Genomic DNA, 25,599 nt, shown 5'->3' on the forward strand with positions numbered 1-25,599 from the left:
ATTAATTACCACCTCTTCTAGAGCTACCACCACTAGATCTTGATCCTCCAGAATATCCAGAAGAGCTTGAGCGACTACTTGACCCTGTTGAATAGCTTGAAGAATTAGGTCTACTAGAATTTTCATTCCTAGAGTTATTACTATTTCTGCTTGTAGTATTTGTAGGAGTGTACGTTCTAGTATTAGTAGATTGTCTTCTAGTGTTGACTGTATTTGAATTAGCTCTTACAGGTTGACTGAAAGTTCCATTTTGATTAGATCTTCTTGAGAAATTAACATTATTATTTGCATTATCTGCTCTTCTATATTCATTGCTGTTACTTCTAGAGCTGCTTACTCTATTTGTAGAATAACCATTTCTATTGCTATATGCCGTATTGCTGTTTGATGATCCTCTACGGCTAGAATTGTAAGAGTAGGTTCTGTTGTTATAACGTGGAGTATTGTAATTATTGTATCCGTAATTACTAAAATAGGGATTATAGAAATTGTTGAAGTACGGGTTGTAGAAACCTATTGTGTTATAACGGTATCCATAAAAGGGATTGTTCCATCCATAATTATTCCATCCGTAATTACCCCAACCATTGTTACCCCATCCAAAATTATTATATCCAAAGTTGTTAAAACCAAAGCCGAAATTTGAATATCCTAAGCCATAACCACCATAGCCTCCATCATAACCGTAGTTATTTAATTGAATTGTGGTGCCTGTACTGTTATCTCCCCAGCCAGCGTAGTTTTGACTAACTCCTCCGTCGTTATTATTTTGATCATTACCATTATAACTATCAATATCAGTAAAAACCTCTGTAGACTGATTTCCGTCTTGAAGAGAACTGAAATAATCGGCATAATAATTACTTTGATTGTTGTTGCTAGCACTGTTGTTGCTATTTGCGTATTGGTTATCGTATGTTCCCTGGTAAGGTCTTTCTACTTGATTAGACTGGGCGGTTGCGCCATAAATGCCGTCATTATCGTAATAAGAGCTATTTTGGTAAGATCCACACGCTGTCAATAGCAGACTTACAAGCCCAATGGTACTGTATAAAACGATATTTCTGGATGAAAAAGTATTAGTTTTCATATCTCTAGGTTTTTTTATTGTTGCACATTACAAAAATAGTTAGTTTTGCTGAACTATTTAGTTAAATATTATAACGCAAAATTTATGCCAAACTATTCAATATGAGCAAGAACCTTACAACAAGATCAGAAGATTATTCTAAATGGTATAACGAACTGGTTGTCAAAGCAGATCTAGCCGAAAACTCAGGAGTAAGAGGGTGTATGGTTATCAAACCATACGGTTACGCTATCTGGGAAAAAATGCAAGGGGAATTGGATCGAGAATTTAAAGAAACAGGACACCAGAATGCTTACTTTCCTTTATTTGTGCCTAAAAGCATGTTTGAAGCGGAGGAAAAAAATGCAGAAGGATTTGCAAAAGAATGTGCAATTGTAACGCATTATAGGTTAAAAAATGATCCTGACAAGCCAGGTAAATTGATGGTTGACCCCAATGCAAAGTTAGAGGAGGAATTAATTGTTCGCCCTACAAGTGAAGCAATTATATGGTCAACTTATAAAGGTTGGGTGCAGTCATACCGTGATTTACCGTTGTTAATAAATCAATGGGCTAATGTGGTTCGATGGGAAATGAGAACACGTTTGTTTTTGAGAACTGCCGAATTTCTTTGGCAAGAAGGACATACAGCGCATGCGACAAGAGAAGAGGCAGTAGAGGAATCAGAGAAAATGATGAATGTATATGCTGATTTTGCCGAAGATTTTATGGCTATACCAGTTGTTAAAGGGATCAAAACGGAGTCAGAACGTTTTGCTGGAGCTGAAGAAACGTATTGTATCGAAGCTTTAATGCAGGATGGTAAAGCTTTGCAAGCAGGAACTTCACATTTCTTAGGTCAGAATTTCGCAAAAGCTTTTGACGTAAAATTTGCAAATGCTGAAGGAAAGCAGGAATATGTATGGGGTACATCTTGGGGTGTATCAACACGTTTGATGGGTGCTCTTGTTATGACGCACTCTGATGATAAAGGGTTGGTTTTACCTCCAAATTTAGCTCCTATACAAGTTGTTATCGTGCCAATTTATAAAACTGATGAGCAATTAGAACAAATAGCTGCAGAAGTGACAATTTTAAGTGAGCAACTTAAAAAGTTAGGGGTATCTGTTAAATTTGATAATCGTACGACTCAAAAACCAGGATTTAAATTTGCTGAGTGGGAATTAAAAGGAGTTCCTGTGAGAATAGCGATTGGTCCAAAGGATTTAGAAAATGGTACTTTTGAAATTGCAAGGAGAGATACTGCCACAAAAGAAGTAGTTTCTAAAGAAGGGATTGCGTCTTATGTAAGCGATTTGCTGGAACAAATTCAAAAAGATTTATTCAATACAGCTTTAGAATATCGAAATTCACATATTACTAAGGTTGATAGTTTTGAGGAGTTTAAGACTGTTTTAAATGACAAAGGTGGTTTTGTGTCAGCACATTGGGATGGAACAGCAGCTACTGAAGAGCGCATTCAAGAATTGACTAAAGCAACAATAAGATGTATTCCTTTAGATGCTATTGAGGAAGCGGGAACCTGCGTATTTACTGGGAATCCGTCCACTAAAAGAGTCTTGTTTGCTAAAGCATATTAAAAAAGATTGTTTTTTTTGTCTTAGCTATTGTGCGACTCAAAAATAGTTGTATCTTTGCATCCGCAATACAGAAGCAGGGCCCGTTCGTCTATCGGTTAGGACGCATGGTTTTCATCCATGTAAGAGCGGTTCGATTCCGCTACGGGCTACAATTCTGAAAAGCAAAAAAAGTTCACCATTTTAAGGTGATAATGGCCCGTTCGTCTATCGGTTAGGACGCATGGTTTTCATCCATGTAAGAGCGGTTCGATTCCGCTACGGGCTACAAATAATCGTAATGATTATATAACTAGAGGGATAATGGTCCGTTCGTCTAGGGGTTAGGACGCCAAGATTTCGTCTTGGTAACAGGGGTTCGATTCCCTTACGGACTACAAGTATAAAGAATAGTAAAGAAAAAAAATATAATAAAATGGCAAATCATAAGTCAGCTCTAAAAAGAATTAGAAGTAACGAAAAGAGAAGAGTATTAAATAGATACCAACACAAAACTACTCGTAATGCGATCAAAGCGTTAAGAATAGCTACTGATAAAACTGATGCTACATCAAAATTATCTAATGTTATATCTATGATTGATAAGTTAGCTAAAAAGAATATTATCCACGATAATAAAGCTTCTAACTTGAAATCTAAGTTGACTAAATTTGTTGCTAAGTTGTAATAACAACAACAAGATACAATAAAAAAGGCCTCTTATTAAAGGGGCTTTTTTATTTAAACTTATTGATAATTTAATTTATCTAAGGAGGCATAGCTCAGCTGGATAGAGCACCTGCCTTCTAAGCAGGCGGTCGAAGGTTCGAATCCTTCTGCCTTCACTTTGAAAATCAAGCCCTTACATTTATGTAAGGGCTTTTTTTATGCCTTGAAACGAACATTTGACTAACACTATAGGCAAACAAGGTATATAATACTCCGCTTATTTTTTCCTATTTTTGACAAATCTAAAAGTAAAAATATGGAAACTGTTGACATCATTGCTGCATACTATGTAATTCTATTCTCAATTTATTCTATTTTGGTAGTAAGGCTGTATTTGAATGTTAGTCCTATTGTATGTGAGTATTACTTTAACGAAAGGGTAGAATGGAATGAGAATTTAAATCCTGAAAAGTTAAAAATTTTATTAATTTTATTTTTAGTTGCTTCACTAATGATTTGGTTTACCTATCAACCTTTCGTACATCCCAAATCTTTGCTTGATATTTGTCTTATTTTCTTTCTAGGTACGATTAGTTTGGCAGGCGCATCGTTCTTTATAAATGATAAAATACAGACTCCCACAATGCGGTATTTAAAAACTCATAATGAGCTTTCTTCCGATAAGAATTATAGTGAAATAACTAATAAGAAATCTATAATTACAATGAGTAAATTAAGCTTTGAAGAATTAAAAAATAAGTTTGAATCGGGAATGCAAAATAAATGGTTTTCATGTGAATTTTCACAAATAGAACAATTTGCTTATCTAAATGAACCAAAGTCAAAAATATCTTGGCTCGTACGAAAAAACAAGAATAATACATTCAATGTCGATTCTATTTTAGATTTTATAGAAAGCTTCTCCTTTGGTAATTTTTCTGTATTAACTAACGGTGAGATTGCAGCCCTCTCAAATAAATATTTTAATTATTTAGATTCTCAAAATTCTAATACATTTGAAATGAAACCTGATAATGTCCAGAAATGGAAAACAAGAACTTTAAAAAGATCAAAAGAAACAAATCTATAATTATATGTGAGCGTTTTATAGGACGTAAGCCCTAACGCCTCATCGCTTCTGGGATAAAGTATTCTTTTATTTGCATCATGGTTCTCACGATGAGAAACTTAACGCAAATAAAAGAAAACATGAGCAATCTACAAATCGAAGAAAAACTATTCAGTATAGAGAGTAGTATTCAAAAATTAAGTCTATCAGTTAAACCTATTCTATCAGCTGAAGAAGCTGCAGAATTTTTAAGTATGAAAACGTCTTACTTATATAAGCTGACATCAGGGAGGAAAATAACATTCTTTCGTCCTTTAGGAAAGCTAATTTATTTTCACAGATCAGACCTTGAAAATTTTCTATTAAGAAACAAAATTGATGCAATAAACGAACAGGAATTAAATGAGAACCCTTGGAAAAAATAAACACAATCATCATAGCTAACGACTATGAAGATTGTGTTCTATTTTATTTCTAACTCATTTGTATCTCACAAAGATACAATAAAAATTTTATTGTATAATGAAAATTGCAATCGACAAGGACGCACCTACGAGCATTCATGCTCATGCGTCAAATAAAAAACATAGAGAAAAAGAGGACGAATTCTCACATGATGATTTACCGAAAAATATAACGGCACAATTTAAAAACATTGAAAGTGATATTCAAAAGTATAAACTCTTCATGTCTGACAACAAAATTTTTATTCGGCGAAAGAAAGAAAAAGGAGATGATGAATCTTATTATTTTCAAGAAATATCAAATTTTGAGATTAAAATTTTACAGCATATTCAGGATGAAAAATTCCCCATCAAATTATTGAAGATTAAGAATGTTTTCAATCTTGAAAAGATTTTTGACATCCCTTCTGATTTATTTAATACTCTGGCTAGTTTTGAAAACAGCATCGCTCGACAAGGAAACTTTTTGTTTACGGGCAGTTCCCAAGATTTTAAGATGCTGAAAGCTTATTTATTTGATAAAATGGGGCACGGTCATAAGATTGATTGCCTAGGATATCAAATTGGGTTTCAATTTTGGCTATGGAACAATAAAGTCAACCTTTTAAATGGTGATAGCTTAGAAATAGATGAAAACGGCATATTTACGCATGGCGGTAAGTCTTTTTATGTGCCTTCCGCTAACAAGATTTATCTAAATAATATGTCTGCTTATTTATCTCAAAAGAAGATGATATTTATTGATTCTGACGTGTCTATGGATATGTATTTTCAGCTGATGATGCAGGTGCATAAAGACTATGCGATTTCGGCTATCTTATTTACGATAAGCAGTTTGTTTCAAGATATTATTGTCAGTGAAATAGGAAACTTTCCCATTCTATTTTTATATGGACCAGGATCAAGTGGAAAAGACCAATTGGCAGAATGTTGTCAAAGTTTTTTCGGTATACCACAATCAGCCATAAATCTTGAGGGAGGTGCTTCTACTTTGAAGGGACAAATCAGGAAATTTGCGCAATTTACTAATATTATCTGCCATCTTTCAGAATATAAAAGAGGGGATAGCAAGTTAGACGGAACTATCAAGGGATTTTGGGACCGTAGAGGTTATGAGTTTGGAACTATTGAAAGTAAAGTAAGTACAGATACCGTTCCCATTTTATCTTCAACATTATTGACAGGTAATGAATATCCTGAATCTGAGGCATTAATTTCAAGGTTGTTATGGTTGGAGTTTCAATCAAAGACATTTACGCTTGAAGAGACAAAAAAGTATGATATACTAAAAGACTACACTAAGCGGGGAGTTAGTCATTTTACAGATTCTTTAGTAGTAAATCGTTCACTAGTTGAGCTAAATTTCAAAAGTAAGTTTAGGCATACTAAAGAAAAGTTTATTAATCAGTTCGAAGTAAAGCATACTCGAGTGATTAGCAATTTAGCTATTTTAGGAGCTACCTATGAAATATTCAAAGATGTAGTGTCATTCCCTTTTACCTATAGCGAAATGATTAGGCATTTTGAAAAATGTACCGATAATCAAACAAGAAAATTAAATTCATCCAGTATAGGTACTAAATTTTGGGACTGTTTTCTAGCTTCAATGCGTGGAAACAAAGACGATCGAATTGTTGTTTTTAGGGATTTGCGTTTAGATGGTAATAAGCTTTCCTTTCAATTTACATCATGCTATAACAAGATTCAAAGACAATGGATGCTACAGTACAGAGAAACTGCTCCAAGTAAAGCTACGCTGCAAGATTTCATCAAAAAAGATGCTTGCTTCGTAAAAGAAGTTAGTAGCATCAAGTATGAAAAAGGTAAAGACGCAAGAACAACCTCTGGATATCAGATAGATGTATCGAAATTACAAATCCAAGATGAAATTATCAGTGCCATAGAATGGCAAATTAATGAGCATTAACCCCTCCTTTAAAGCAATAATGGTTTCCTACACTTCCTACACTTATTTAACACATTGATTATTAGTATTTTAATAGTTAAAAGTAGTAGGAAACATGGTAGGAAGTAGTAGGAAGGTGTAGGAAGTCATTTTTTGGTTTCCTACTACTTCCTACACAAACCTACGCTTTTTTAGCCTTTTTTATTTTTAAATAACTATATATCAACAAAGTAGGAAGTGTAGGAAGTGTAGGAAGTGTTTTCGCTTTAAAAGGAGAGTTTTTTAAATACTACGTTGTATAAAACAAACAAATCAGCAATGAATATAGAACAGGCAAAACAAATTCCCATTGAAATAATTTTAAAATCTCTGGGGCTAGAAATTGAGAGAGAATCAGGGAATGACATATGGATTAAAAGTCCTTTTTCACCGACCGAAAAGAACGCATCGTTTCATATTAACAGAAAAAATAGCTATTGGTACTGCTTTTCTAATGCAATTGGAGGATGTAATGGTATCGATCTAGTTGTCAAAGTTAAAAGTTGTACAGTGAGCGAAGCTTTACAATATCTGAGTACACTCGATTCTTTTTCCTTTCAAAAGCAAATTATAGGTGCTTATGAGACAAAAAAGAATAATAACGGTAACGAGGTGGTTAAAATAGATTTCGTTCAGCATATCGCCCTAAAACAATATTTAACTAGTAGAGGTATAACTAAGGTACATGCGATAGGATCTGTTAAGGAATTACATTACATAATCAACGAGAAAAAATATTTTGCAATTGGTTTTAGAAATAATAGTGACGGATGGGAGCTTCGTTCTAAATATGCTAAAATTTGTATCGGGAAAAAAGATATCACACTTGTAGAAAATCATAGCAGTAGTTTAAAAGTATTCGAGGGTTTCTTTGACTACTTGAGTTTTCTTCAGATTAGCGATGATGAAAGTCAAAATATATCCGATTATTTGATATTAAATTCAGCTGTTTTAATAGTTAAGAATGTAAATATTTTGAATCAATATGCAAAGATAGAATTGTATTTAGACCATGATATTACAGGTGATAAGTACACAAATTTTATTAGAGAAAGATTCCCTGACGCAATTGATTGTAGAGCTATTTTTAAAGATTACAAGGATATTAACGAATGGATTTTAAGTATCTAATGTCCGTCTCGTTTTAGTAGTAATTGATCGAGATGTGTCAATGTGGTCACAAATTGCTCCGCATTTGAACCAAATTGGCAACTCGTTTTTTCTCCCGAAGGTCGCAAAAATAGGAATGTAAGTGCTTATAAATAAGCAATTCTCTAAACTTCAATAGAACATAAATGAAAAAAGATATAATCAAATTTAGAGTTTCTAAAATAGAAAATTTAATTATAAAAAAGAAAGCTTTGGATAGCGGAATAACTGTGTCGGAACTAATGCGAGGTCTCGTTTTTAATTATAAATTATCCAGTAAATTAACGGCCGAAGAAGTTGAATGCTATAAGCTACTTTCAAAGTTCTCAGATAATTTTAGAAGGATTTCAAATCTTTTTAAACTTGGTGATACCGATGGATTTAAGAGGGAAACGTTAGAGGCAAGTAAAGAGATTAGAGCGCATTTAATGAAATTCAAATAGTTATGATAGGATTAGCAAAAGCATGCAGCGGTGGTGGAGCACTTGGCAATTACGTTATTGATGAAGAAAAAGGTTATGAATTAGATAGGAATCTTCTTTGTGGAACAAATCCAAAAGAAATTATGGAAGAAATGAAGGACATACAAGACCTCAATCAAAGAGCTACAAACAAAACCTTCAGCTTAGTTCTTTCTCCCGATCTTATAGAAGGTCAAAAAATATCTAATAAAGATTTAAAGGACATGACAAGAGAATTTCTTCAAAAATTAGGTATAGACACTGATGAGCAACAATACATTGCCTTTGTTCATACTGAAAAAGAGCATAAACACATACATGTAATTGCCAATAGAGTAAAGAGTAATGGTCAATTACTACCTGATCATCATATTGGTAAAAAAGCACAATGGGCAGCTCATGAAATTGCAAAAGATAGAGGATTGATTTCAGCCAAAGAAAAGATGATTGAAAAAATAAAAGCATTAGAAGTGCAGCAAGGAAATTTCAAAGGATTGAGAAAGGAAATACATGAAAAACATCTGTTGGTCCTAAAAGCGAAGCCAATTAGTTACACCGCATACCAACAAGGAATGCAAAAACTTGGGATTAAAGTTGAAACTGTATTAAATAAGCAAGGTAAGGTGCAAGGGCACAAGTTGATAGATACAGTATCTAAAAATGTTTTCAAAGCTTCAGAAATACATCGCCATTTAGGCTTATCAGCTATGATGCAGCCACTAGCACCATTTCAGACTGCCTTGAAAGTTGTAAAAACATTGTCTAAGGACAGAGGTGCAGGATATTAATTAATAGATAAATCATAATGTAGTGATGGCAAAAAATATACAACCAAAGCTTGCAGATAGCCTATCAGTCTTTGTAGAACAGATTGAAAAAATAGAAAAGAACAATGTCCTTCTGTTGAAAGTTAACGAAGAATTAATTCAGAAAATGGAACAATTGTCTAACTATGAACCAAAGCTGGATTTTAAACCTTTGGAAATTATAAATGACAAACAAATTGTGGCATTGGAGGAATTGAATCATAAGTTAAGCCAAGTTCTGAAAGAACATACTCTAATTTTAGAAAAAGAAAAATTGCAAAGCTCCTCGATGTTCAGTCGTCTGCGTGCCTTAGTCATATTTTTGTTCTTCATGACTATAATGGCCTGCTTATTAGCTATCAGTTTCTATAATAAAAAACATAAAAGTTCTACATTAAACGATCAATCTCATTTAGAAAGAACTATGGGAACAGCAATAGAGATGACGAAATAGTATTTTTATAATAAAAATGCTTTCGATGTTATGAGGTCTCAAAACTAAGATCAAAAATATTAAATAGTAAAGCCAATCAAAGATGATTGGCTTTTTTGGTTTTAAAAGAAATAATTTTAAGCTTCAATATCAATATCACCATCAATCACTCGCTTTATTGAATTATATTGGATAAATTTTTCATATTCAAATCTTGATATTAATCTATCCTTAAATTCAATTTTTGATAAGTTCTCAATATAAAAATATATAGCTAAACATAGGGTAGGTTGCAATCTTTTATAGATTACATAATCGGAAAATATTTCGTCAAGTATAGTATGGACATCCTTATCCTCTGTTATTGCTGCGTCCATAAGTTGACCATTTAAAATCAAGGTGCCAAATATGAAAATGATGTTCTCATTATAAATTTTCATGATGTCAATACGTTCCTGACTTTCGCATTCATCTAAAAATAAAGCTATACAGTTTAAATAATGAAGGTTGTAAAAATCATCATCTTCGTTGACTATAGAATCTACAAATTCCTGTGTTATTGGAATAGATTCACCATCTTGACTTATTTCCTTTTCACCAGTTAAGATCAAGTTCACTAATGATTTAATTGGGCTGTAAAATTCGTTGTTATTCATGTATGCCTTATTTGAAGTTAAAAAAAAGGCGCGAGTCTAATGTCAAGCTGTTACAGAGGTACTGCGAAGAACCTTAAACTCAGAAAGACTTAGCCCACGCCCATATAAGGCACGGGCGTAAGTCTGACCAGTTATAGAGTTTTAAAGAAGATTCGCAGTTTTCTGTAACTCAACTAATCAGCTTACGCTTGTTTGTTTGGCAAATTTACAAAATGTTATGATTGAGAATGATTCTTTTTTAGTTTTAATTTCTCACTTAGATTTAAAATTAAATTCACTCATTAACAAAGTTATTTCCAAAAAATCCTTTAGAGCTTTTTGAAGGAGCTCAAGGATTTTTTAGAATAACTTTTCAACTTACATTTTTTATTTCGACAGCAAATTCCTAATAGGTTAAGGAGCAACTAAAAGACGCCATAAGAAACTAATGGAAAGAAAATATATAATTATTTTCGATGATCTTACAGATTCTCTTATTATAGATTAGGATAATTTCTATACATTAGCAGTCATAATTTTCTTATTTAATACAAAACTCCAATTGCTTCATGGCAGCCGAACAAAAACAAAAATTAGAACAACAACTCTGGAACATCGCTAACACCCTTCGTGGCAAAATGGACGCCGACGATTTCCGTGATTATATATTAGGATTCATTTTTTACAAATACCTAAGCACCAAGATGGATTTGTATGCCAACACCATCTTACAACCCGACGGATTGACCTTTGCACAAGTCGAAGGCCACCCAGACGAAGCCCTTTTACTTGAAGAACTAAAGCAATTGGCTATTGATAAACTCGGTTTCTTCTTAGAGCCGTCAGAGCTGTTTTCTGAATTGGCACACAGAGGAAACGCAGGCGGTAAAAACAATTTCATTCTAGGCGACCTTGCCAAAGTACTCACGCATATTGAGCAAAGTACAATGGGGTCTGAAAGCGAAGAAGATTTCGGAAACTTGTTTTCTGATTTGGATTTGACTTCTCACAAACTCGGAAAGTCTGAAAACGACAAAAACGAACTCATCGTAAAAGTCCTTACACACTTAGACGAAATAGATTTCGACCTAGAAAATACCGACTCTGATGTTTTGGGCGATGCCTACGAATACCTCATTGGGCAATTTGCCAGTGGCGCAGGAAAAAAAGCAGGCGAGTTCTACACCCCACAACAAGTCAGTAGCGTATTGGCGCAACTGGTAACTGTGGGCAAAGACAAACTAAAAAGCGTTTATGATCCCACTTGTGGATCAGGTTCCTTATTGTTGCGTGTGGCCAAAGAGGTCAAAGACGTAAGCGAGTTTTACGGTCAAGAAATGAATCCTACGACTTACAACCTTTGTCGTATGAACATGATTATGCACGACGTACACTACAAACGCTTCGACATCAAGAACGAAGATACCTTGGAGCGTCCGCAACACATCGATCAGCGTTTTGAAGCCATCGTTGCCAATCCGCCTTTCTCGGCCAACTGGAGCGCAAGCCCGCTGTTTATGACCGATGAGCGTTTCTCAGCCTACGGAAAACTAGCGCCATCAAGCAAAGCCGATTTTGCCTTTGTACAACACATGGTGCATCAATTGGACGACAACGGAACCATGGCTATCGTTTTGCCCCACGGCGTTTTGTTTCGCGGTGGTGCCGAAGGTCACATACGTAAATACCTAATCGAAGACAAAAATTACCTCGATGCCGTGATTGGCCTTCCCGCCAATATTTTTTACGGAACCTCGATTCCGACTTGTATTTTGGTCCTCAAAAAAACACGCGAAAACCCCGATGATATTTTATTTATCGATGCCAGCCAACATTTTGATAAGGTAAAAACCCAAAACATACTGCTAGACGAACACATTGCTAAAATTATCAACACCTATAAAAACCGCACGGCCGAGGATAAATATTCGCAAATCGCCAATTTGGCCATGATCGCCGAAAATGATTATAATTTAAATATCCCGCGCTACGTAGACACCTTCGAGGCCGAAGCTCGTATCGATATCAACGCCATTGCTCTCGAAATTAAAACTTTAGACCAACAAATAAGTACGACCGATAAATCGATTGCAGCTTTTTGTACAGAATTAGGAATTGAAATACCTTTTTAATTATGGAAAAATTGATACCACAAGTACGTTTTCCTGAGTTTACGGGGGAATGGGAAGAGAACAAGTTGGGTGATGTAACAAATTATGTAAAAGGATTTGCATTTAAGTCTGAATTTTATTCTGATAAAGGAACCAGAATTGTCAGAGTTTCAGATTTAAGTGCTAGGACAATTAAGAATACGAATGATAAAATTTATGTAGATAATAGTGAAGGTTATGGTAAATATAAAATTAATAAGACTGATATTATAATTACTACTGTTGGATCAAAGCCAGAATTAATAGAATCTGCAGTAGGTCGTGGAATTTTTGTTACAAATGATAATGAAGGACTTTTAAATCAAAATTTACTTAAATTTAATTCTTCCACAGTTATAGATAATGGCTTTATATTCGGATACATTAATTCAGATAAATATATTTCTCATATAAAGGAAATAAAAAGAGGTAATGCTAATCAAGCTAATATAACAGTAGCTGATCTCTTGGAATATAAAGTATATATCCCTTTACTTCCCGAGCAAACCAAAATCGCCAATTTCATCAGCGCAGTCGACGAAAAATTAACCGCACTAAACCAAAAGAAAACCCTTTTGGAGCAATACAAAAAAGGCGTGATGCAGCAAATTTTCACACAAGAACTTAGGTTTAAAGATGATAATGGCAATGATTATGCGGATTGGGAGGAGAAAAAGTTGGGGGAGGTTGCTGAAAAAAGAATTGTAAAGAATAAAGACAATAAAATTAGTTTAGTTTTTACTAATTCTGCTGTGCAAGGAATTGTAAATCAGAGAGACTTTTTTGATAAAGACATCGCCAATAAAAATAATTTGACTGGTTATTATGTAATTGAAAACGATGACTTTATATACAACCCTAGAATTTCTAGTACAGCACCAGTTGGCCCAATATCAAGAAATCATTTAGAAACTGGAATTATGTCACCTTTATATTCTGCTTTTAGATTCAAAACTGGGAATCTAGATTTTATTGAAAAATTCTTTGCATCATCTATGTGGTTTAAACATATGGAAGATATTTCAAATTATGGCGCAAGAGATGATAGAATGAGTTTTTCAACGGGTGATTTTTACAAAATGCCAATACCGTTTCCCTCACTACCCGAACAAACGAAAATCGCAAATTTTCTATCGGCGATTGATGTCAAAATCAATCATTGCCAAGAACAAATAGACCAAGCCACGATATGGAAAAAAGGGTTGATGCAACAAATGTTTGTTTAAAAAAAGTATTATGACAGTATTACAGAAACTACAATACGATTTTATTCAAAATGAAATTTGGATCTTAACTTTTGGCGGCGCTTTTCAAAGATCAAATATTTATAGATCGAAGGATCAGGAAGAACAAAAAAAAGGATTTTTCAAAAAAAGTATTAGATCTTTTATAGAAGACACGATATTAGATAGTTATAAAACAACAATGGTCAGTGATACTGAGCATATTGAAAATATTAAAAGAGTAAGTGATTATAGTTCTAATTTTTCGGAACTGTTTAATAATGAGAAAATCAATTTTGGCATAGCGCAAAAAATGCTAAATCTCTATCTAAAGTACATGTGGTCATTGGGACATATCCAATCTCCACCGCATTTTCCAGTAGATCGAATCATTCAAGAACTGTTGAATAAAGAACTGAAAGCTTTAGGGATTAGAGGACTAGAATTAAAAGCTTGGACACAATTTACAGATGAAAATCACTATTTGAAGGTAATGAATAGTGCACGTGAATTAATAAGTAAAAAAGAATTCTTTGCTAATCACAGTCTAGCAGAATTAGAATTATCATTATTTCAAAGGAGATAACTATGGCACACCAATCCGAGTTACAATTAGAAAACAACCTAATCCAGCAATTGCAGGGTTTAGGCTATGCGTCTGTAAAAATTCAAGATGGAGACGCTTTAGTTTCTAATCTTAAAAGTCAGTTGGAGCTTTTCAACCAAACCACATTTACAACCAAGGAATTTGATGCCGTTTTGAATCATCTTGCCAAAGGCAGTGTTTTCGAAAAGGCAAAAACCTTGCGCGACCGTTTTCAGTTGACTAAGGAAGATGGTACTTCGTTTTATGTTCGTTTTTTTAATAGCGAAAATACGGCGGCTAATGTATACCAGGTTACCAATCAAATTTCATTAGAAGGAAGTTATAAAAACCGTTATGATGTCACGCTTTTGGTCAACGGCTTGCCTTTGGTACAAATAGAATTGAAACGTTCGGGTACAGAGATCAAAGAAGCTTTTAACCAAATCAATCGCTACCAATTGCATTCGTTTTGGAGCAATAGCGGGCTTTTTCAGTACGTGCAATTGTTTGTGATAAGCAATGGTGTAAATACCAAATATTTGGCTAATAACGAACTGCAATCGGTTAAGCAAACTTTCTTTTGGGCAGATGCCACTAATAAAAATATCACCGAATTAATGCCTTTCGCGAAAGCGTTTTTAAATCCTACACAACTAGGTAAAATGATTGCTCATTATATTGTGATCAACGAAACCCACAAAATCATGATGGTGTTGCGTCCGTACCAATATTATGCGACTGAAGCCATCATCAAGCAAGTTACGCACACTAGTGACAATGCTTATATATGGCACACAACGGGATCGGGTAAGACACTAACTTCGTTCAAAGCCAGTCAGATCTTGATGGATTTGCCCGATGTTTACAAAGTGGTTTTTGTGGTAGATAGAAAGGATTTGGATTTCCAGACGATGAATGAATTCAACGCCTTCAAAAAAGACAGCGTTGATGTAACCGACAATACCCAATCTTTAGTAAAACAATTGACAGACAACACCAAGTTAGTTTTAACGACGATTCAGAAATTAAACAATGCCGTTTCAGACCGTTTTAAACACCAAATAGAACCGCTACGCCATAAAAAAATAGTTTTCATTTTTGATGAATGCCACCGTTCGCAATTTGGTGAAACCCATGAAAGGATCACCAAATTTTTTGATAAAAGTCAGCTGATTGGTTTTACAGGAACACCCATTTTTGCCGAGAATGCTTCTAAAAATGATAAGGGAAAGCGCACCACCAAAGATTTATTTGGCGACTGCCTTCACAAATACGTAATCACCGATGCCATTCGAGACGAGAACGTACTTCGTTTTGGAATAGAATACGTGGGGAAATACAAGAACAAAAGCAAATCGTTTATTGATATAGAAGTCGAAGACATCGACAAACAAGAAGTATTGGATTCGCCTATGCGTATCGAGAAAATTGTAGATTACATTATAGCACATCACGATCAAAAAACGTTCAACAAGCAATATTCAGCTTTGTTAACGGTAAGTAGCATTCCGAATGCCGTGCAGTATTATGATTTATTCCAACAAAAGAAAGAAGCAGGAGAACATGATTTGCGCATTGCTACAATTTTTACTTTTGGCGCCAATGAAGATTCAGATCAAGCACAAGACTATCTTCCAGATGATGAAGAATCCGAATTTGGTATGGCTGCAGAAGGGCCAACGGCCTATGCGTCTAGCCACAGTCGCGACAAACTAGAAACCTATATTGGGCATTACAACCAAATGTATAATGGGAGTTTTACAACGAAGGATTCAGCGTTGTTTGAATCGTATTTCAAAGACATTAGCAAACGATTGAAAGATCGTGAGAAGAAAAACTTCAATGATGCCAAAGATCGTTTGGATATTGTGATTGTCGTGAACATGATGCTAACTGGTTTTGATGCTAAAAAGGTAAATACTTTGTACGTAGATAAAAACTTGAAACAGCATGGCTTAATTCAAGCGTATTCGAGAACAAACAGGATTTTAGGCGAACAGAAATCGCAGGGTAATATACTTTCTTTTCGAAATCTAAAAAAAGCGACAGACGAGGCTATTACTTTGTTTTCGAACAAAGATGCCATCGAGGTGGTGACCATGCCGGACTATGATAAAATCGCTGAAAGGTTTGAAGAAGCTCTAAAAACAATGCGAGAGATCACGCCAACCTTTCAAAGTGTTGACGACCTAGAAACCGAAGATGCCGAAGCTTTGTTTGTGCAAGCCTTTAGGAAATTGTTGCGTGCCATGAACGTACTGCAATCTTACACCGATTTTGATTGGGAAGATATTGCCATAGACGAACAAGAATTTGAGGATTACAAAAGTAAGTACCTTGATTTGTATGAGAAGGTAAAGCGAGACACCAAGAAACAGAAAACATCAATCTTAGACGATATCGATTTTGAGTTGGAATTGATCCACCGTGATCAAATCAATGTGGCGTACATATTGAAATTGATATCACAATTGAAAGGCACGAACACTTCTGAGGCCAAAGCGCAGCGCAAAGCCATATTGGATTTATTGGGTGGAGACATTCAGTTGCGAAGCAAGCGAGAATTGATTCAGAAATTCATAGACGAGAACCTGCCGAACATCAAAGACGGCGATAACATTGAAGAAGAATTTGAGAAATTCTGGCAGGAACAAAAAGTACTAGCTTTAGGAAAGCTCTGTGAAGAGGAACACCTAGACAAAGCACAATTCAAAGCCTTAATCGATGCCTACATCTACAGCGGTCGTGAACCCATCAAAGACGAGGTTTTTCAATGCCTAGACAACAGACCAAGTATTTTGCAAGCAAGAGTCATTGGGGATAGGATTATTGCGAAGATGAAGGAGTTTGTGGAGTTGTTTGAGAAGGGGATGGTAGCTTAGATGGGGGATGAAAATTCAATGAAGTACTAATAGTACGAAGAAGATAAATATTAAAAGTCTATTTATAATAAATGTATAAAGAAATAAAACAAAATGAATTAACTAATGTTGAAGATACAATTTTACTAATTGTAACGGCAACAGATGTTGAAACTGAAATACTGCATTCTAAGTTAAGAGCAGTTTCTGGTGAAGAAAAAATACTTTTTGCAAATCACGAAGAGAGAACATATTATAAGGGTGTTTTTGGTGGGTATCTCTGTATACATTTGCAGTGCGATACAATGGGATCCATTGGAGCCACAAGTTCAATAATTACAGTTAGAGAAGCAATAAGGTTTATTAAACCTAAAGTCACATTGATGATAGGTATCGCATTTGGTGTTGATGACAAAGAACAAAAAGTAGGTGATGTTCTGGTGGCCAACAGTATTATTCCATATAATTTCAAAAAAATAACAGATGAAAAATCTACTATAAGAGCACAAGCTGTTCCAACCAGTACTTTACTTATTAATAAGTTTAAAAATGCTAGAGGTTGGGACTATCCACTTGATTCAAGGAAAGCTAATAAAATTATAGCGCCAGTTTTTTCTGGTGAAGAATTAATCAATAGTATCAAACGTCGGGATGAGTTGACTTCTTTTAACGGACAGGCTAAAGGAGGAGAGATGGAAGGGGTTGGACTTTACGCAGCTGCCAATGGTCAAACCGAATGGATTTTAGTAAAAGGAATTTGTGATTTTGCAGATGGAAATAAAGATAAGAACAAAGATGAAAATCAAAAAACAGCGATGCTTTCTGCCACTTCACTTTGCTTAGAAGTCTTCTCTAGTTTTGAGGCATTTAAGAGTATTGGACTAAATCCTTACGAAGATAAAATCTTGGACATATTATCCAGAAACAAAAAACCTTCGGAAGTTAACAAAGTACTTTTTGATCTTTACAACGTAGAAAAAGAAGAATATTACATCGAAAGAAAAATAGATGAATTGATATTGAACTGCTTAAATTATCAATCGATTTGGGTTCATGGAAAATCAGGTAGGGGAAAATCAATCTCTGTAATTAGAAATATTATTCAGAATAGTTTTCAAAGTATTTCTGTAAGTCTTGCGAATTGTGTGGGGTTTGGAATAGATGACTTTTTTAATGAAATATACATAGAGCTTAGTTCTGTTTTAGAGCCTGATTGTAAAATAGATGTTAACAAAAATCATCAAAAGACAATACGCAAAATTAATTTACTTTTGGAAAAACATTTTCCCGATAAAACTATTTTTATCTTAATAGATGAAATTCCTTTAGGAAATGACGAATCTTTCAAAGTTTTCACAAAAAGAATATTCTCTTTATTTATATCCAGTTCACTTGTAAATGCAAATGTTAATATAAAATATGTATTGTCATCAATTTATTCCCCTGAAGAAAACATAGAAGAGTATCAGCAAAAAATTAGATCATTAATAAGGTTTATTGAATTTGAAGATTGGACAAATGATGAGCTGACTTTACTCTTAACCTTAATTCAAAAAGAACTCGATTTGAAACTTGATAATTTAATTAATAAAAAATTAATTAGACTTTCAAAAGGTTCTCCAAGATGGATCAAAAAGTTCTTCAAAAATGTTTATATACTTGGTGGGATTACTACATTAAATATAGAAAATGCAATTATTCAAACAACTTCTGAAATTACCGTATAATGAATAAAATTCTTAAACCATATACAATTGTACCTTCAAACCTTTATGTTGAAAGAAGTGCAGACCGACAAGTAAAAAATATTTTGGAGGATATGGGTAGACCGGGTTATGTTTTGGTATCAAGGCAAATGGGAAAGACTAATCTGTTAATTAATGCTCGAAGAAAATATAGTAATGATGATGACAGATTTATCTATATTGATTTATCAAATTTATTTGACAATGAAACTCAATGTTTTAGAAATATTATTGATACTGCAATTGAAACTAACTTAGATGTTTTTTCTCAACTTGAAATAGATGTTAGGGAATATCGAAAAGCGAATAGTGACTTACCTCCTCATAAGCAACATGAGAAAGAGCTGAGGATGCTATTAAAATCTATTAAAGGAAAATTAATTATTATTCTCGATGAAATAGATGCTTTAACAAAAGTTGAATACTCTGATAGAATTTTTGCTCAAATAAGAAGTGTTTATTTTGCACGAACAAATTACAATGAATTTGATCGTCTAACTTATTTATTATCTGGAGTTGTAGAGCCATCAGAATTAATTAAAGATCCAAAAATTTCGCCCTTTAACATAGGAGAAAAAATTTTTCTAAATGATTTTACAAGAAGTGAGTTTGACTCTTTTTTACACAAAGCGGAATTAAGTTTTTTAGCTGAGAAAATAAAAACTCGTATATTTTACTGGACCAACGGCAACCCAAGATTAACTTGGGATATATGTTGTATAATTGAAGATCAAAGTGCAGTAATTGATAGTGAATTGGATATCGACTCTATCATAAAAGTACATTATTTGACAGCATTTGATAAACCTCCAGTTGACAATATCAGGGAGATTGTTAAAAAAGACTCTGCTATTCAAGATGCACTCATAGAAATAGAATACGGGAAAGGTGATGTAATATCTGATAATATTAAGCAAAAGCTTTATTTAGGAGGAATTATCAATTATACAGAGAATGATGTTGAAATAAAAAATAGAATTATTAAGGAATCATTGTCTTCACAATGGATTAGTTCTATTCGAGGATCTGAAGTAAATTTACTTGAAAAAGGTATAGATTTCTATAACGAAGGCATTTTCAAAAGAGCCATTAGCGCCCTAAAAGCTTATTTAACACAAGAAAATAGAACTATAGAAAAAAATGAAGATTTTAATGTCAGCAATTTTTATTTAGGTTTATCATATTACTATGAAAACAAATTTGATGATGCACTTAAATATTTGTTGACCGTTGATTTTGATCCTAAGCAACATGGAAACTTTTTTTATAAAACAGAGTTGTTTAAAGGTTATATATTTCAAAATACTAAAAGAATACCAGAGGCTCAAGAAGCTTTTGAAAAAATAGTTAGAGGTGGTTCTAATGATGAGAATTATTTATCTGCAAAAATTAATTTGGGGCTGCTTTTATCTTTAAAGATAAAAAGTGTTTTAGAAAAACAAAGATCCAAAGAACTACTTTTGGAAATAGCAAATTCTCAGTTACAGGATTATAAAAAAATTAGTGATAGTTTATTTATTGAATCACGAACTGTAGCTTTATTCTTTTTAGCAGATTTAGAGAAAAATGCAGAGGATTTTAGGTCTACTAAACTTTTAACAGAAGCACTTTCAATCAGTCCTATCAAATTTAAACCAGCAATTTTATTTAATCTATATCGAAAAGAAGTTACTGCTTTAAAGCAGGCAGATTATATAGATGCTATCGTTAGTATCATATTTGATAACGATCTTACAGCAACTAAAGATGTAGAATTTACAAATATAAAATTTACATATAAACTCTTACGTGAAATACAGCTTGAAGTTTTCAAAGTAGAAAAATACGCTGTTTTTAATGATCTTGTTCAATTTGAAAGTACAAGAATGTCTCGCTATAGTGATTCTCTAATTATTCTCGAGAAACTAGTAGGATTTGCTCAAGAACTTGATTATCCAATTGATTTAATTTATAAATTAAGTGAATATTTGTATAAAAAATGTACTGATGATAAATCTGAAGTATTTTATAATGTTCTAAAATTATTAGCTAGTATAAATATTGATTTTACTTATAATTATCAAGTAGAATATATGCGGTTTTTAGATCAGGTTTACACCAAAAGTATAGACTTAGATGATATAACAATCTACCTTAATCTTAGTCAAAATTTATTAAATTTAAAAGATTTTAAGACTATCATTGAAATCATCAATATTGGCGAAAGATTGAAATTGAAGCTATCAGATGAGTTAAAGACTACAATTTTATTGATTGATATTATAAAGATGAAATCAAAAATTGAATTTGGGCAAATAGAACAAGCTAAATCAATAGCTTCAAATATCATATATCAGGTAAAGACCTTTGAAGAGCAATATTTAAGAGATACTCTTATTAGACAAATAGGCATACAAAATATTACTATTCAATGCCAAAACATCCTATCGATTGTACACAGAGACGTACCAATTTACAACAATAAAAAAATTGGTCGAAATGATATGGTAAAAGTTAGGTATGAAAATAATAGTGAAATAATAGCTAAGTATAAAAAGATTGAATCAGACTTAAAAAGTGGTAAATGTAAATTAATTATTTAGGTCAATCTGAAAATTCGTTAAAATAAAAAATGCGGTGAATAATCAAATTATTCACCGCATTTTTTGCCAAGGTTAATTAAACGACATTATTTTACGATCCAACAACTCCAAATAATTCTCTTTCCTTTCATCAGTTAGAAAAGAAATTTCAAGCAGCTCCTTACATTTAGGAGTTGCTTTTTTCATTTGATCTAGAATTGTAGCTGTTGTTTTTCGTTAAACCTTAATCTATCTTTGATGTAATAATTCTGAAATGCGGTGAATAATCAATCTATTCACCGCATTTTTTGCGGAGAATAAACACTATATTTACCGCATCAAATAATATAGTCATGGCAATCTACATACACCAACTTAAAAAGTGGCCCACGTTTTCATGGGAAGAGCAGGAATTTATTTCGCTATTAAGTGAGGTGAGAAACTTGCAGGGCAAACTTATGGGTAAAGTGGAGCTATTAGGCTTCGAACTAAAAGGAGAAGCTAATTTAGAAACTTTAATTCAAGACGTCTTGCAAACTTCTGAAATAGAAGGAGAGATTTTAAATCCTGAATTGGTGCGATCCTCAATTGCAACTAGATTGGGTTTAGAATACTCTGGATTGGAAAACTCAGATCGCAATATAGATGGGATTGTAGAAGTGATGATCGATGCTACTCAAAATGACGACAAAGTAATTACTGAAGATCGTTTGTTTGGTTGGCATGCCGCGTTGTTTCCAACAGGTAGAAGTGGGATGCATAAAATTGAAGTGGCAAAATGGCGATCAGGTGCAATGCAAGTAGTTTCAGGAGGAATGGGAAGGGAGCTGGTTCACTACGAAGCTCCAAAAGCAGAACTTTTAAATAGCGAAATGAAGCAGTTCGTAGATTGGTATAATAACGAACAAGAATTAGAATCGCTACTTAAAGCAGCTATTGCTCATTTGTGGTTCATAACGATACATCCATTTGATGATGGTAACGGTAGAATAGCCAGAGCAATTACTGATATGCAACTTTCAAAATCAGATGGTGTCAACCAAAGATTCTATAGTATGTCTACAGAGATAAATAAACAAAAGAAAAGCTACTACACCATCCTAGAACGAACTCAGAAAGATGACCTTGATATCACAGCATGGATTATCTGGTTTTTAGGATGTTTAAAAAACAGTATAATCCATTCAAGTGTGATAGTTGATAAAGTTGTAGCAAAGCACAATTTTTGGATGAAGAATGCTAGTAAGATTAGTAATGACCGTCAGCAAACCATGCTTAATAAGCTCATGGATAATTTTGAAGGTAATTTGAATACAAGCAAGTGGGCTACAATGACCAAGACTTCTCCAGACACCGCATTAAGAGATATCACTGATTTAGTAAATAAAGGTATCTTAGTCAAAGCCAACTCAGGTGGTAGAAGTACACATTACGTTTTGAACGAGATTCTTTAAAATATTACTTCCTTTTTTGTAATTCAAAGTGTTTCTAATACCTCAGTATTTCTCCAGTTAGCAAATACATCATCAATGATTTGATCTAATTGTTTATTAGGTAATTTGTTTAAATAGGATATCGTTGCTTTTATATCCTTGTGACCAAGCATTTCACTAATAACATCAATAGGTAAGTGCTTGAATTTTAAAAAAGTGGCAAATGAGTGCCTAGCGGTATAGAACGTAATATTCTTGTTGATTTGTAATACCTCCATTATTTTTTTTAATGCAGGGTTTATTTGACCTAGCAATTTGTGACTCCTGTTCTTAATTTGTTCAGTAGTTAACTCTTCTTTTAATAATAGAGGGAATAAAAAGGAACTGTAAGATTCAAGTTTGTAGATCTCAATCAATTTACGTGGATCTTCGGTTAATTTAAAATCCAGTACAACACCTGTTTTGGTTCTAACATATACTAGTCGATCATCATACAGATTATTATTTGCTAATTTTAGAATATCAATAAAATTTATTCCTCTACAATAAAAACTAAAAAGATACATGTCTTTCGCAAATTGTAACTCTTTTGTTTTACTGAAATCCTCCTTTATTAATCTGTCTAACTCTTCTGTGGTTAAATATTCTTTTTTAGCTTCTTTTTTCAATGCTGATGTTTTATAATTATTGAAGGGGTATGTTTTATCCGAAATGATTTCTCGCTTTATAGCTTTATTGAAAACAGCTTTAATTGTTCGCATCTTAAAACTGATTCCGCTGTCAGTTCCGCCGTTACTTCTTAGGAAGGCGTCGTACTTCTCTAAGAAGGCAACGTTCAAGTCTTGAAATCGTAGATGTGACTTTCCGCAAAATTTTTTGATGGAGCTTAAAGTCTCTTTGTAAATTTTGGCTGTGCCAATTTTATCAGCTAACATAAATTCTTCCATAATTTCTTGATGGAACTTTAAATAGTCTAATGCAGTTGCTTTCACTAGAGTTTCAGCTTTAATCTCATGCGAGATTTCAGTAATGGTGAAATCTTCATTAAAGCGACGTTTCTCTCTAATGAAATCTTCAATCTTCTGGTTTGTTCTGTTGATGAAGTTATTGATCTCATTGATCCTCTTAATCTCTTTAGCATTTTTGCTAATTTTTAAAGATTGGGTTTCAAAGCTCCATGTCTCATAATCACAAGTGTAACTTGTAGCCATAGAGGTATTGCGTCTGTCCTTAACTAATACTAATATAATAGAGTGCTTGCCATCTTTATTTGGGACTTTTTTAATTGTAAATTTTGTTGAAATCATGTTAAATATGGTTTTGACGAACATTTGACGAACATCTATATGACAAAAGTAAAAAATAATCATTCAAAAGAAAAATATTTCAATTATAATTAGTTGAAAATCAATAAAGTAAACAAAAAGAAATCAAAGGAAAAGATAAATCACCTATCTTCTAAGCAGGCGGTCGAAGGTTCGAATCCTTCTGCCTTCACTTAAAAACCGATACTATATATAGTGTCGGTTTTTTTATGGAAAAATGTTTGCTGTTGGTTATTTAGAAGGAGAGAGGTTTTATGATGGCGTACAAGGTCTTTACTTGAGATGTTTAGTGGGGATATTACCAACTAATCCAGCTGAGTTTGACGGTTTCAGAAATTTTTTCTAAGTAAAATCTCAAGAACTAAAACCCTATAAAATTGAGAATAAATTTTTTCACTTATATATAAGAATGGTAAAAATTATGATTCCTAGGAGCTATTTCCTGCTATCCGCTCTATCTCTAGTGGTGAACCCCACCACTAAAGGATGCCGCTGCTATCCGGGCTATGGTTGCGGGGAAGGAGATAGAGTTTTGATGCCTATATATGTGGAGTAGGGGATTGATCCATGTTTTTTTTCATTTCCAAAAGCAAGAAACCCGAATGTTTAAGGAAGTAAGCAATCTTAATATAGTATTCTTAATCCAAGAGTGGTCATAGAAAAAGCTTTTACGAGCTACTGCATTTCAATAAAGGCGCTAAACATGGCGTGGATTTAATAAAACTGATGCTAGAAAAAACGTTTATTCTTACAATTAATAAAAGGTTTAAAAAAAGAGTGCTTCACAAAGTTTGCATTTTCAGTGAGTTAAAGCTAAGGTTAAACAAATGTGAAATAAAAGTGATTATAAAGTATTGTTTAAGGGAGAAGACTCACTACTTTTGCACCCGCAACAACGAATAAGTTCACTGACACACTGGCAAGCATTACTGATATAAAGGAGAATATTTCTTTTTAAAAAAATATCAAATAAAGCTTGTGAGATTAAAGTAAACCAATTATTTTTGCACCCCGCAGAACAAGAAAAGTTATTTGACACACTGGTAAGAAAATGAGAAGTAAAAGAGATTTATCTCTTTGAAAAAAACTTTAAATTTTTCTTGCGAGAAACGAATTGGTTTTCTACTTTTGCACCCGCTTCGAGAAACACGAAAAGTGAAAAACGAAGTGATCTAATCTGAATTTATTTCAGATTTAAAAGATAAGAACACGTTCCTAGACATATTGAATTGACAGCCGTTTTAACAGAGATGTTAGAACAAAAGAATAAGAGTAATAGAATCGCGAGATTTTAAAAAACCACTAGACCTTCAGTCAAAAATAAATAGCTTAGTGATAAGCAGATAATATACGATGAAGAGTTTGATCCTGGCTCAGGATGAACGCTAGCGGCAGGCTTAACACATGCAAGTCGAGGGGTATGGTTCTTCGGAACCAG

Annotated in this window: 19 protein-coding genes, 4 tRNA genes and 1 rRNA gene; 21 read left to right on the top strand and 3 right to left on the bottom strand. The window is 33.5% G+C overall.

Annotated features, from left to right (window positions below):
• Position 1: 1 nt before the first annotated feature.
• Complete coding sequence (locus HNQ00_RS04305; RefSeq protein ID WP_173837095.1) at positions 2-1,090, bottom strand: hypothetical protein; 1,089 nt, start codon at positions 1,088-1,090, stop codon at positions 2-4.
• A gap of 101 nt (positions 1,091-1,191) precedes the next feature.
• On the opposite strand from HNQ00_RS04305, the gene proS reads away from it, so the two are divergent.
• The 13 genes from proS to HNQ00_RS04370 all read left to right on the top strand — a co-directional run bounded on the left by proS (position 1,192) and on the right by HNQ00_RS04370 (position 9,663).
• Positions 1,192-2,670, top strand: a complete 1,479-nt coding sequence (proS, locus tag HNQ00_RS04310; protein ID WP_173837096.1) for a proline--tRNA ligase — start codon at positions 1,192-1,194, stop codon at positions 2,668-2,670.
• Between the two features lie 77 nt (positions 2,671-2,747).
• Positions 2,748-2,819: transfer RNA gene (locus HNQ00_RS04315), tRNA-Glu, on the top strand.
• Between the two features lie 44 nt (positions 2,820-2,863).
• Positions 2,864-2,935: transfer RNA gene (locus HNQ00_RS04320), tRNA-Glu, on the top strand.
• A gap of 37 nt (positions 2,936-2,972) precedes the next feature.
• A tRNA-Glu gene (locus tag HNQ00_RS04325) sits at positions 2,973-3,044 on the top strand.
• 38 nt (positions 3,045-3,082) lie between these two features.
• Positions 3,083-3,334, top strand: coding sequence for a 30S ribosomal protein S20 (rpsT, locus tag HNQ00_RS04330; protein ID WP_173837097.1), 252 nt, complete (start codon positions 3,083-3,085; stop codon positions 3,332-3,334).
• Between the two features lie 83 nt (positions 3,335-3,417).
• A tRNA-Arg gene (locus HNQ00_RS04335) sits at positions 3,418-3,491 on the top strand.
• A 140-nt stretch (positions 3,492-3,631) separates the two neighbouring features.
• On the top strand, positions 3,632-4,405 hold the full coding sequence (locus HNQ00_RS04340) for a hypothetical protein (protein WP_173837098.1): 774 nt from the start codon (positions 3,632-3,634) through the stop codon (positions 4,403-4,405).
• 119 nt (positions 4,406-4,524) lie between these two features.
• Positions 4,525-4,809 carry a helix-turn-helix domain-containing protein gene (locus HNQ00_RS04345; protein ID WP_173837099.1) on the top strand — a complete coding sequence of 95 codons (285 nt, stop codon included), beginning with the start codon at positions 4,525-4,527 and terminating at the stop codon, positions 4,807-4,809.
• 97 nt (positions 4,810-4,906) lie between these two features.
• Complete coding sequence (locus HNQ00_RS04350; RefSeq protein ID WP_173837100.1) at positions 4,907-6,775, top strand: hypothetical protein; 1,869 nt, start codon at positions 4,907-4,909, stop codon at positions 6,773-6,775.
• 297 nt (positions 6,776-7,072) lie between these two features.
• On the top strand, positions 7,073-7,924 hold the full coding sequence (locus HNQ00_RS04355; RefSeq protein WP_173837101.1) for a toprim domain-containing protein: 852 nt from the start codon (positions 7,073-7,075) through the stop codon (positions 7,922-7,924).
• 164 nt (positions 7,925-8,088) lie between these two features.
• Positions 8,089-8,385: a plasmid mobilization protein gene (locus tag HNQ00_RS04360; RefSeq protein ID WP_173837102.1), complete on the top strand. Its 297-nt coding sequence runs from the start codon at positions 8,089-8,091 to the stop codon at positions 8,383-8,385.
• A 2-nt stretch (positions 8,386-8,387) separates the two neighbouring features.
• The gene (locus HNQ00_RS04365) at positions 8,388-9,191 is read left to right on the top strand and encodes a relaxase/mobilization nuclease domain-containing protein (protein WP_173837103.1); all 804 of its coding nucleotides are present in this window, start codon (positions 8,388-8,390) and stop codon (positions 9,189-9,191) included.
• Between the two features lie 25 nt (positions 9,192-9,216).
• Positions 9,217-9,663, top strand: a complete 447-nt coding sequence (locus HNQ00_RS04370) for a hypothetical protein (RefSeq protein WP_173837104.1) — start codon at positions 9,217-9,219, stop codon at positions 9,661-9,663.
• 116 nt (positions 9,664-9,779) lie between these two features.
• Here HNQ00_RS04370 and HNQ00_RS04375 read toward each other — a convergent pair whose 3' ends face one another.
• Positions 9,780-10,298, bottom strand: coding sequence for a hypothetical protein (locus HNQ00_RS04375; protein ID WP_173837105.1), 519 nt, complete (start codon positions 10,296-10,298; stop codon positions 9,780-9,782).
• A gap of 548 nt (positions 10,299-10,846) precedes the next feature.
• Between HNQ00_RS04375 and HNQ00_RS04380 the strand changes: the two genes are divergently transcribed.
• From HNQ00_RS04380 to HNQ00_RS04410, 7 genes are all read left to right on the top strand, one after another.
• Positions 10,847-12,409, top strand: a complete 1,563-nt coding sequence (locus tag HNQ00_RS04380; protein ID WP_173837106.1) for a type I restriction-modification system subunit M — start codon at positions 10,847-10,849, stop codon at positions 12,407-12,409.
• A gap of 2 nt (positions 12,410-12,411) precedes the next feature.
• A complete protein-coding gene (locus HNQ00_RS04385; protein WP_173837107.1) occupies positions 12,412-13,653 on the top strand; it encodes a restriction endonuclease subunit S in 1,242 nt (413 codons plus the stop codon).
• A 10-nt stretch (positions 13,654-13,663) separates the two neighbouring features.
• On the top strand, positions 13,664-14,236 hold the full coding sequence (locus HNQ00_RS04390; protein ID WP_173837108.1) for a hypothetical protein: 573 nt from the start codon (positions 13,664-13,666) through the stop codon (positions 14,234-14,236).
• Between the two features lie 2 nt (positions 14,237-14,238).
• Entirely contained in the window at positions 14,239-17,118 is a 2,880-nt protein-coding gene (locus HNQ00_RS04395) for a type I restriction endonuclease subunit R (protein ID WP_173837109.1), read from the top strand.
• Positions 17,119-17,189: 71 nt separating this feature from the next.
• Positions 17,190-18,824 (top strand): 5'-methylthioadenosine/S-adenosylhomocysteine nucleosidase family protein, encoded by a 1,635-nt coding sequence (locus HNQ00_RS04400; RefSeq protein WP_173837110.1) that lies wholly within the window; start codon positions 17,190-17,192, stop codon positions 18,822-18,824.
• Entirely contained in the window at positions 18,824-21,424 is a 2,601-nt protein-coding gene (locus HNQ00_RS04405; protein WP_173837111.1) for a tetratricopeptide repeat protein, read from the top strand. Before HNQ00_RS04400 ends, HNQ00_RS04405 begins: the two co-directional genes overlap by 1 nt.
• 332 nt (positions 21,425-21,756) lie before the next feature.
• The gene (locus tag HNQ00_RS04410) at positions 21,757-22,857 is read left to right on the top strand and encodes a Fic family protein (protein ID WP_173837112.1); all 1,101 of its coding nucleotides are present in this window, start codon (positions 21,757-21,759) and stop codon (positions 22,855-22,857) included.
• Between the two features lie 23 nt (positions 22,858-22,880).
• On the opposite strand, the gene HNQ00_RS04415 is transcribed toward HNQ00_RS04410, so the two are convergent.
• Positions 22,881-24,143, bottom strand: a complete 1,263-nt coding sequence (locus HNQ00_RS04415; RefSeq protein ID WP_173837113.1) for a site-specific integrase — start codon at positions 24,141-24,143, stop codon at positions 22,881-22,883.
• A 1,368-nt stretch (positions 24,144-25,511) separates the two neighbouring features.
• On the opposite strand from HNQ00_RS04415, the gene HNQ00_RS04420 reads away from it, so the two are divergent.
• A 16S ribosomal RNA gene (locus HNQ00_RS04420) occupies positions 25,512-25,599 on the top strand; the annotation flags it as partial.

This window comes from Flavobacterium aeripolare (genome assembly GCF_013294025.1).
Classification (GTDB): Bacteria; Bacteroidota; Bacteroidia; order Flavobacteriales; family Flavobacteriaceae; genus Flavobacterium.

Excerpts from the sequence above, each read along its gene's own strand:
- HNQ00_RS04305 (WP_173837095.1), bottom strand. The coding sequence starts at position 1,090 with ATGAAAACTAATACTTTTTCATCCAGAAATATCGTTTTATACAGTACC.
- proS (WP_173837096.1), top strand. The coding sequence starts at position 1,192 with ATGAGCAAGAACCTTACAACAAGATCAGAAGATTATTCTAAATGGTAT.
- rpsT (WP_173837097.1), top strand. The coding sequence starts at position 3,083 with ATGGCAAATCATAAGTCAGCTCTAAAAAGAATTAGAAGTAACGAAAAG.
- HNQ00_RS04340 (WP_173837098.1), top strand. The coding sequence starts at position 3,632 with ATGGAAACTGTTGACATCATTGCTGCATACTATGTAATTCTATTCTCA.
- HNQ00_RS04345 (WP_173837099.1), top strand. The coding sequence starts at position 4,525 with ATGAGCAATCTACAAATCGAAGAAAAACTATTCAGTATAGAGAGTAGT.
- HNQ00_RS04350 (WP_173837100.1), top strand. The coding sequence starts at position 4,907 with ATGAAAATTGCAATCGACAAGGACGCACCTACGAGCATTCATGCTCAT.
- HNQ00_RS04355 (WP_173837101.1), top strand. The coding sequence starts at position 7,073 with ATGAATATAGAACAGGCAAAACAAATTCCCATTGAAATAATTTTAAAA.
- HNQ00_RS04360 (WP_173837102.1), top strand. The coding sequence starts at position 8,089 with ATGAAAAAAGATATAATCAAATTTAGAGTTTCTAAAATAGAAAATTTA.
- HNQ00_RS04365 (WP_173837103.1), top strand. The coding sequence starts at position 8,388 with ATGATAGGATTAGCAAAAGCATGCAGCGGTGGTGGAGCACTTGGCAAT.
- HNQ00_RS04370 (WP_173837104.1), top strand. The coding sequence starts at position 9,217 with ATGGCAAAAAATATACAACCAAAGCTTGCAGATAGCCTATCAGTCTTT.
- HNQ00_RS04375 (WP_173837105.1), bottom strand. The coding sequence starts at position 10,298 with ATGAATAACAACGAATTTTACAGCCCAATTAAATCATTAGTGAACTTG.
- HNQ00_RS04380 (WP_173837106.1), top strand. The coding sequence starts at position 10,847 with ATGGCAGCCGAACAAAAACAAAAATTAGAACAACAACTCTGGAACATC.
- HNQ00_RS04385 (WP_173837107.1), top strand. The coding sequence starts at position 12,412 with ATGGAAAAATTGATACCACAAGTACGTTTTCCTGAGTTTACGGGGGAA.
- HNQ00_RS04390 (WP_173837108.1), top strand. The coding sequence starts at position 13,664 with ATGACAGTATTACAGAAACTACAATACGATTTTATTCAAAATGAAATT.
- HNQ00_RS04395 (WP_173837109.1), top strand. The coding sequence starts at position 14,239 with ATGGCACACCAATCCGAGTTACAATTAGAAAACAACCTAATCCAGCAA.
- HNQ00_RS04400 (WP_173837110.1), top strand. The coding sequence starts at position 17,190 with ATGTATAAAGAAATAAAACAAAATGAATTAACTAATGTTGAAGATACA.
- HNQ00_RS04405 (WP_173837111.1), top strand. The coding sequence starts at position 18,824 with ATGAATAAAATTCTTAAACCATATACAATTGTACCTTCAAACCTTTAT.
- HNQ00_RS04410 (WP_173837112.1), top strand. The coding sequence starts at position 21,757 with ATGGCAATCTACATACACCAACTTAAAAAGTGGCCCACGTTTTCATGG.
- HNQ00_RS04415 (WP_173837113.1), bottom strand. The coding sequence starts at position 24,143 with ATGATTTCAACAAAATTTACAATTAAAAAAGTCCCAAATAAAGATGGC.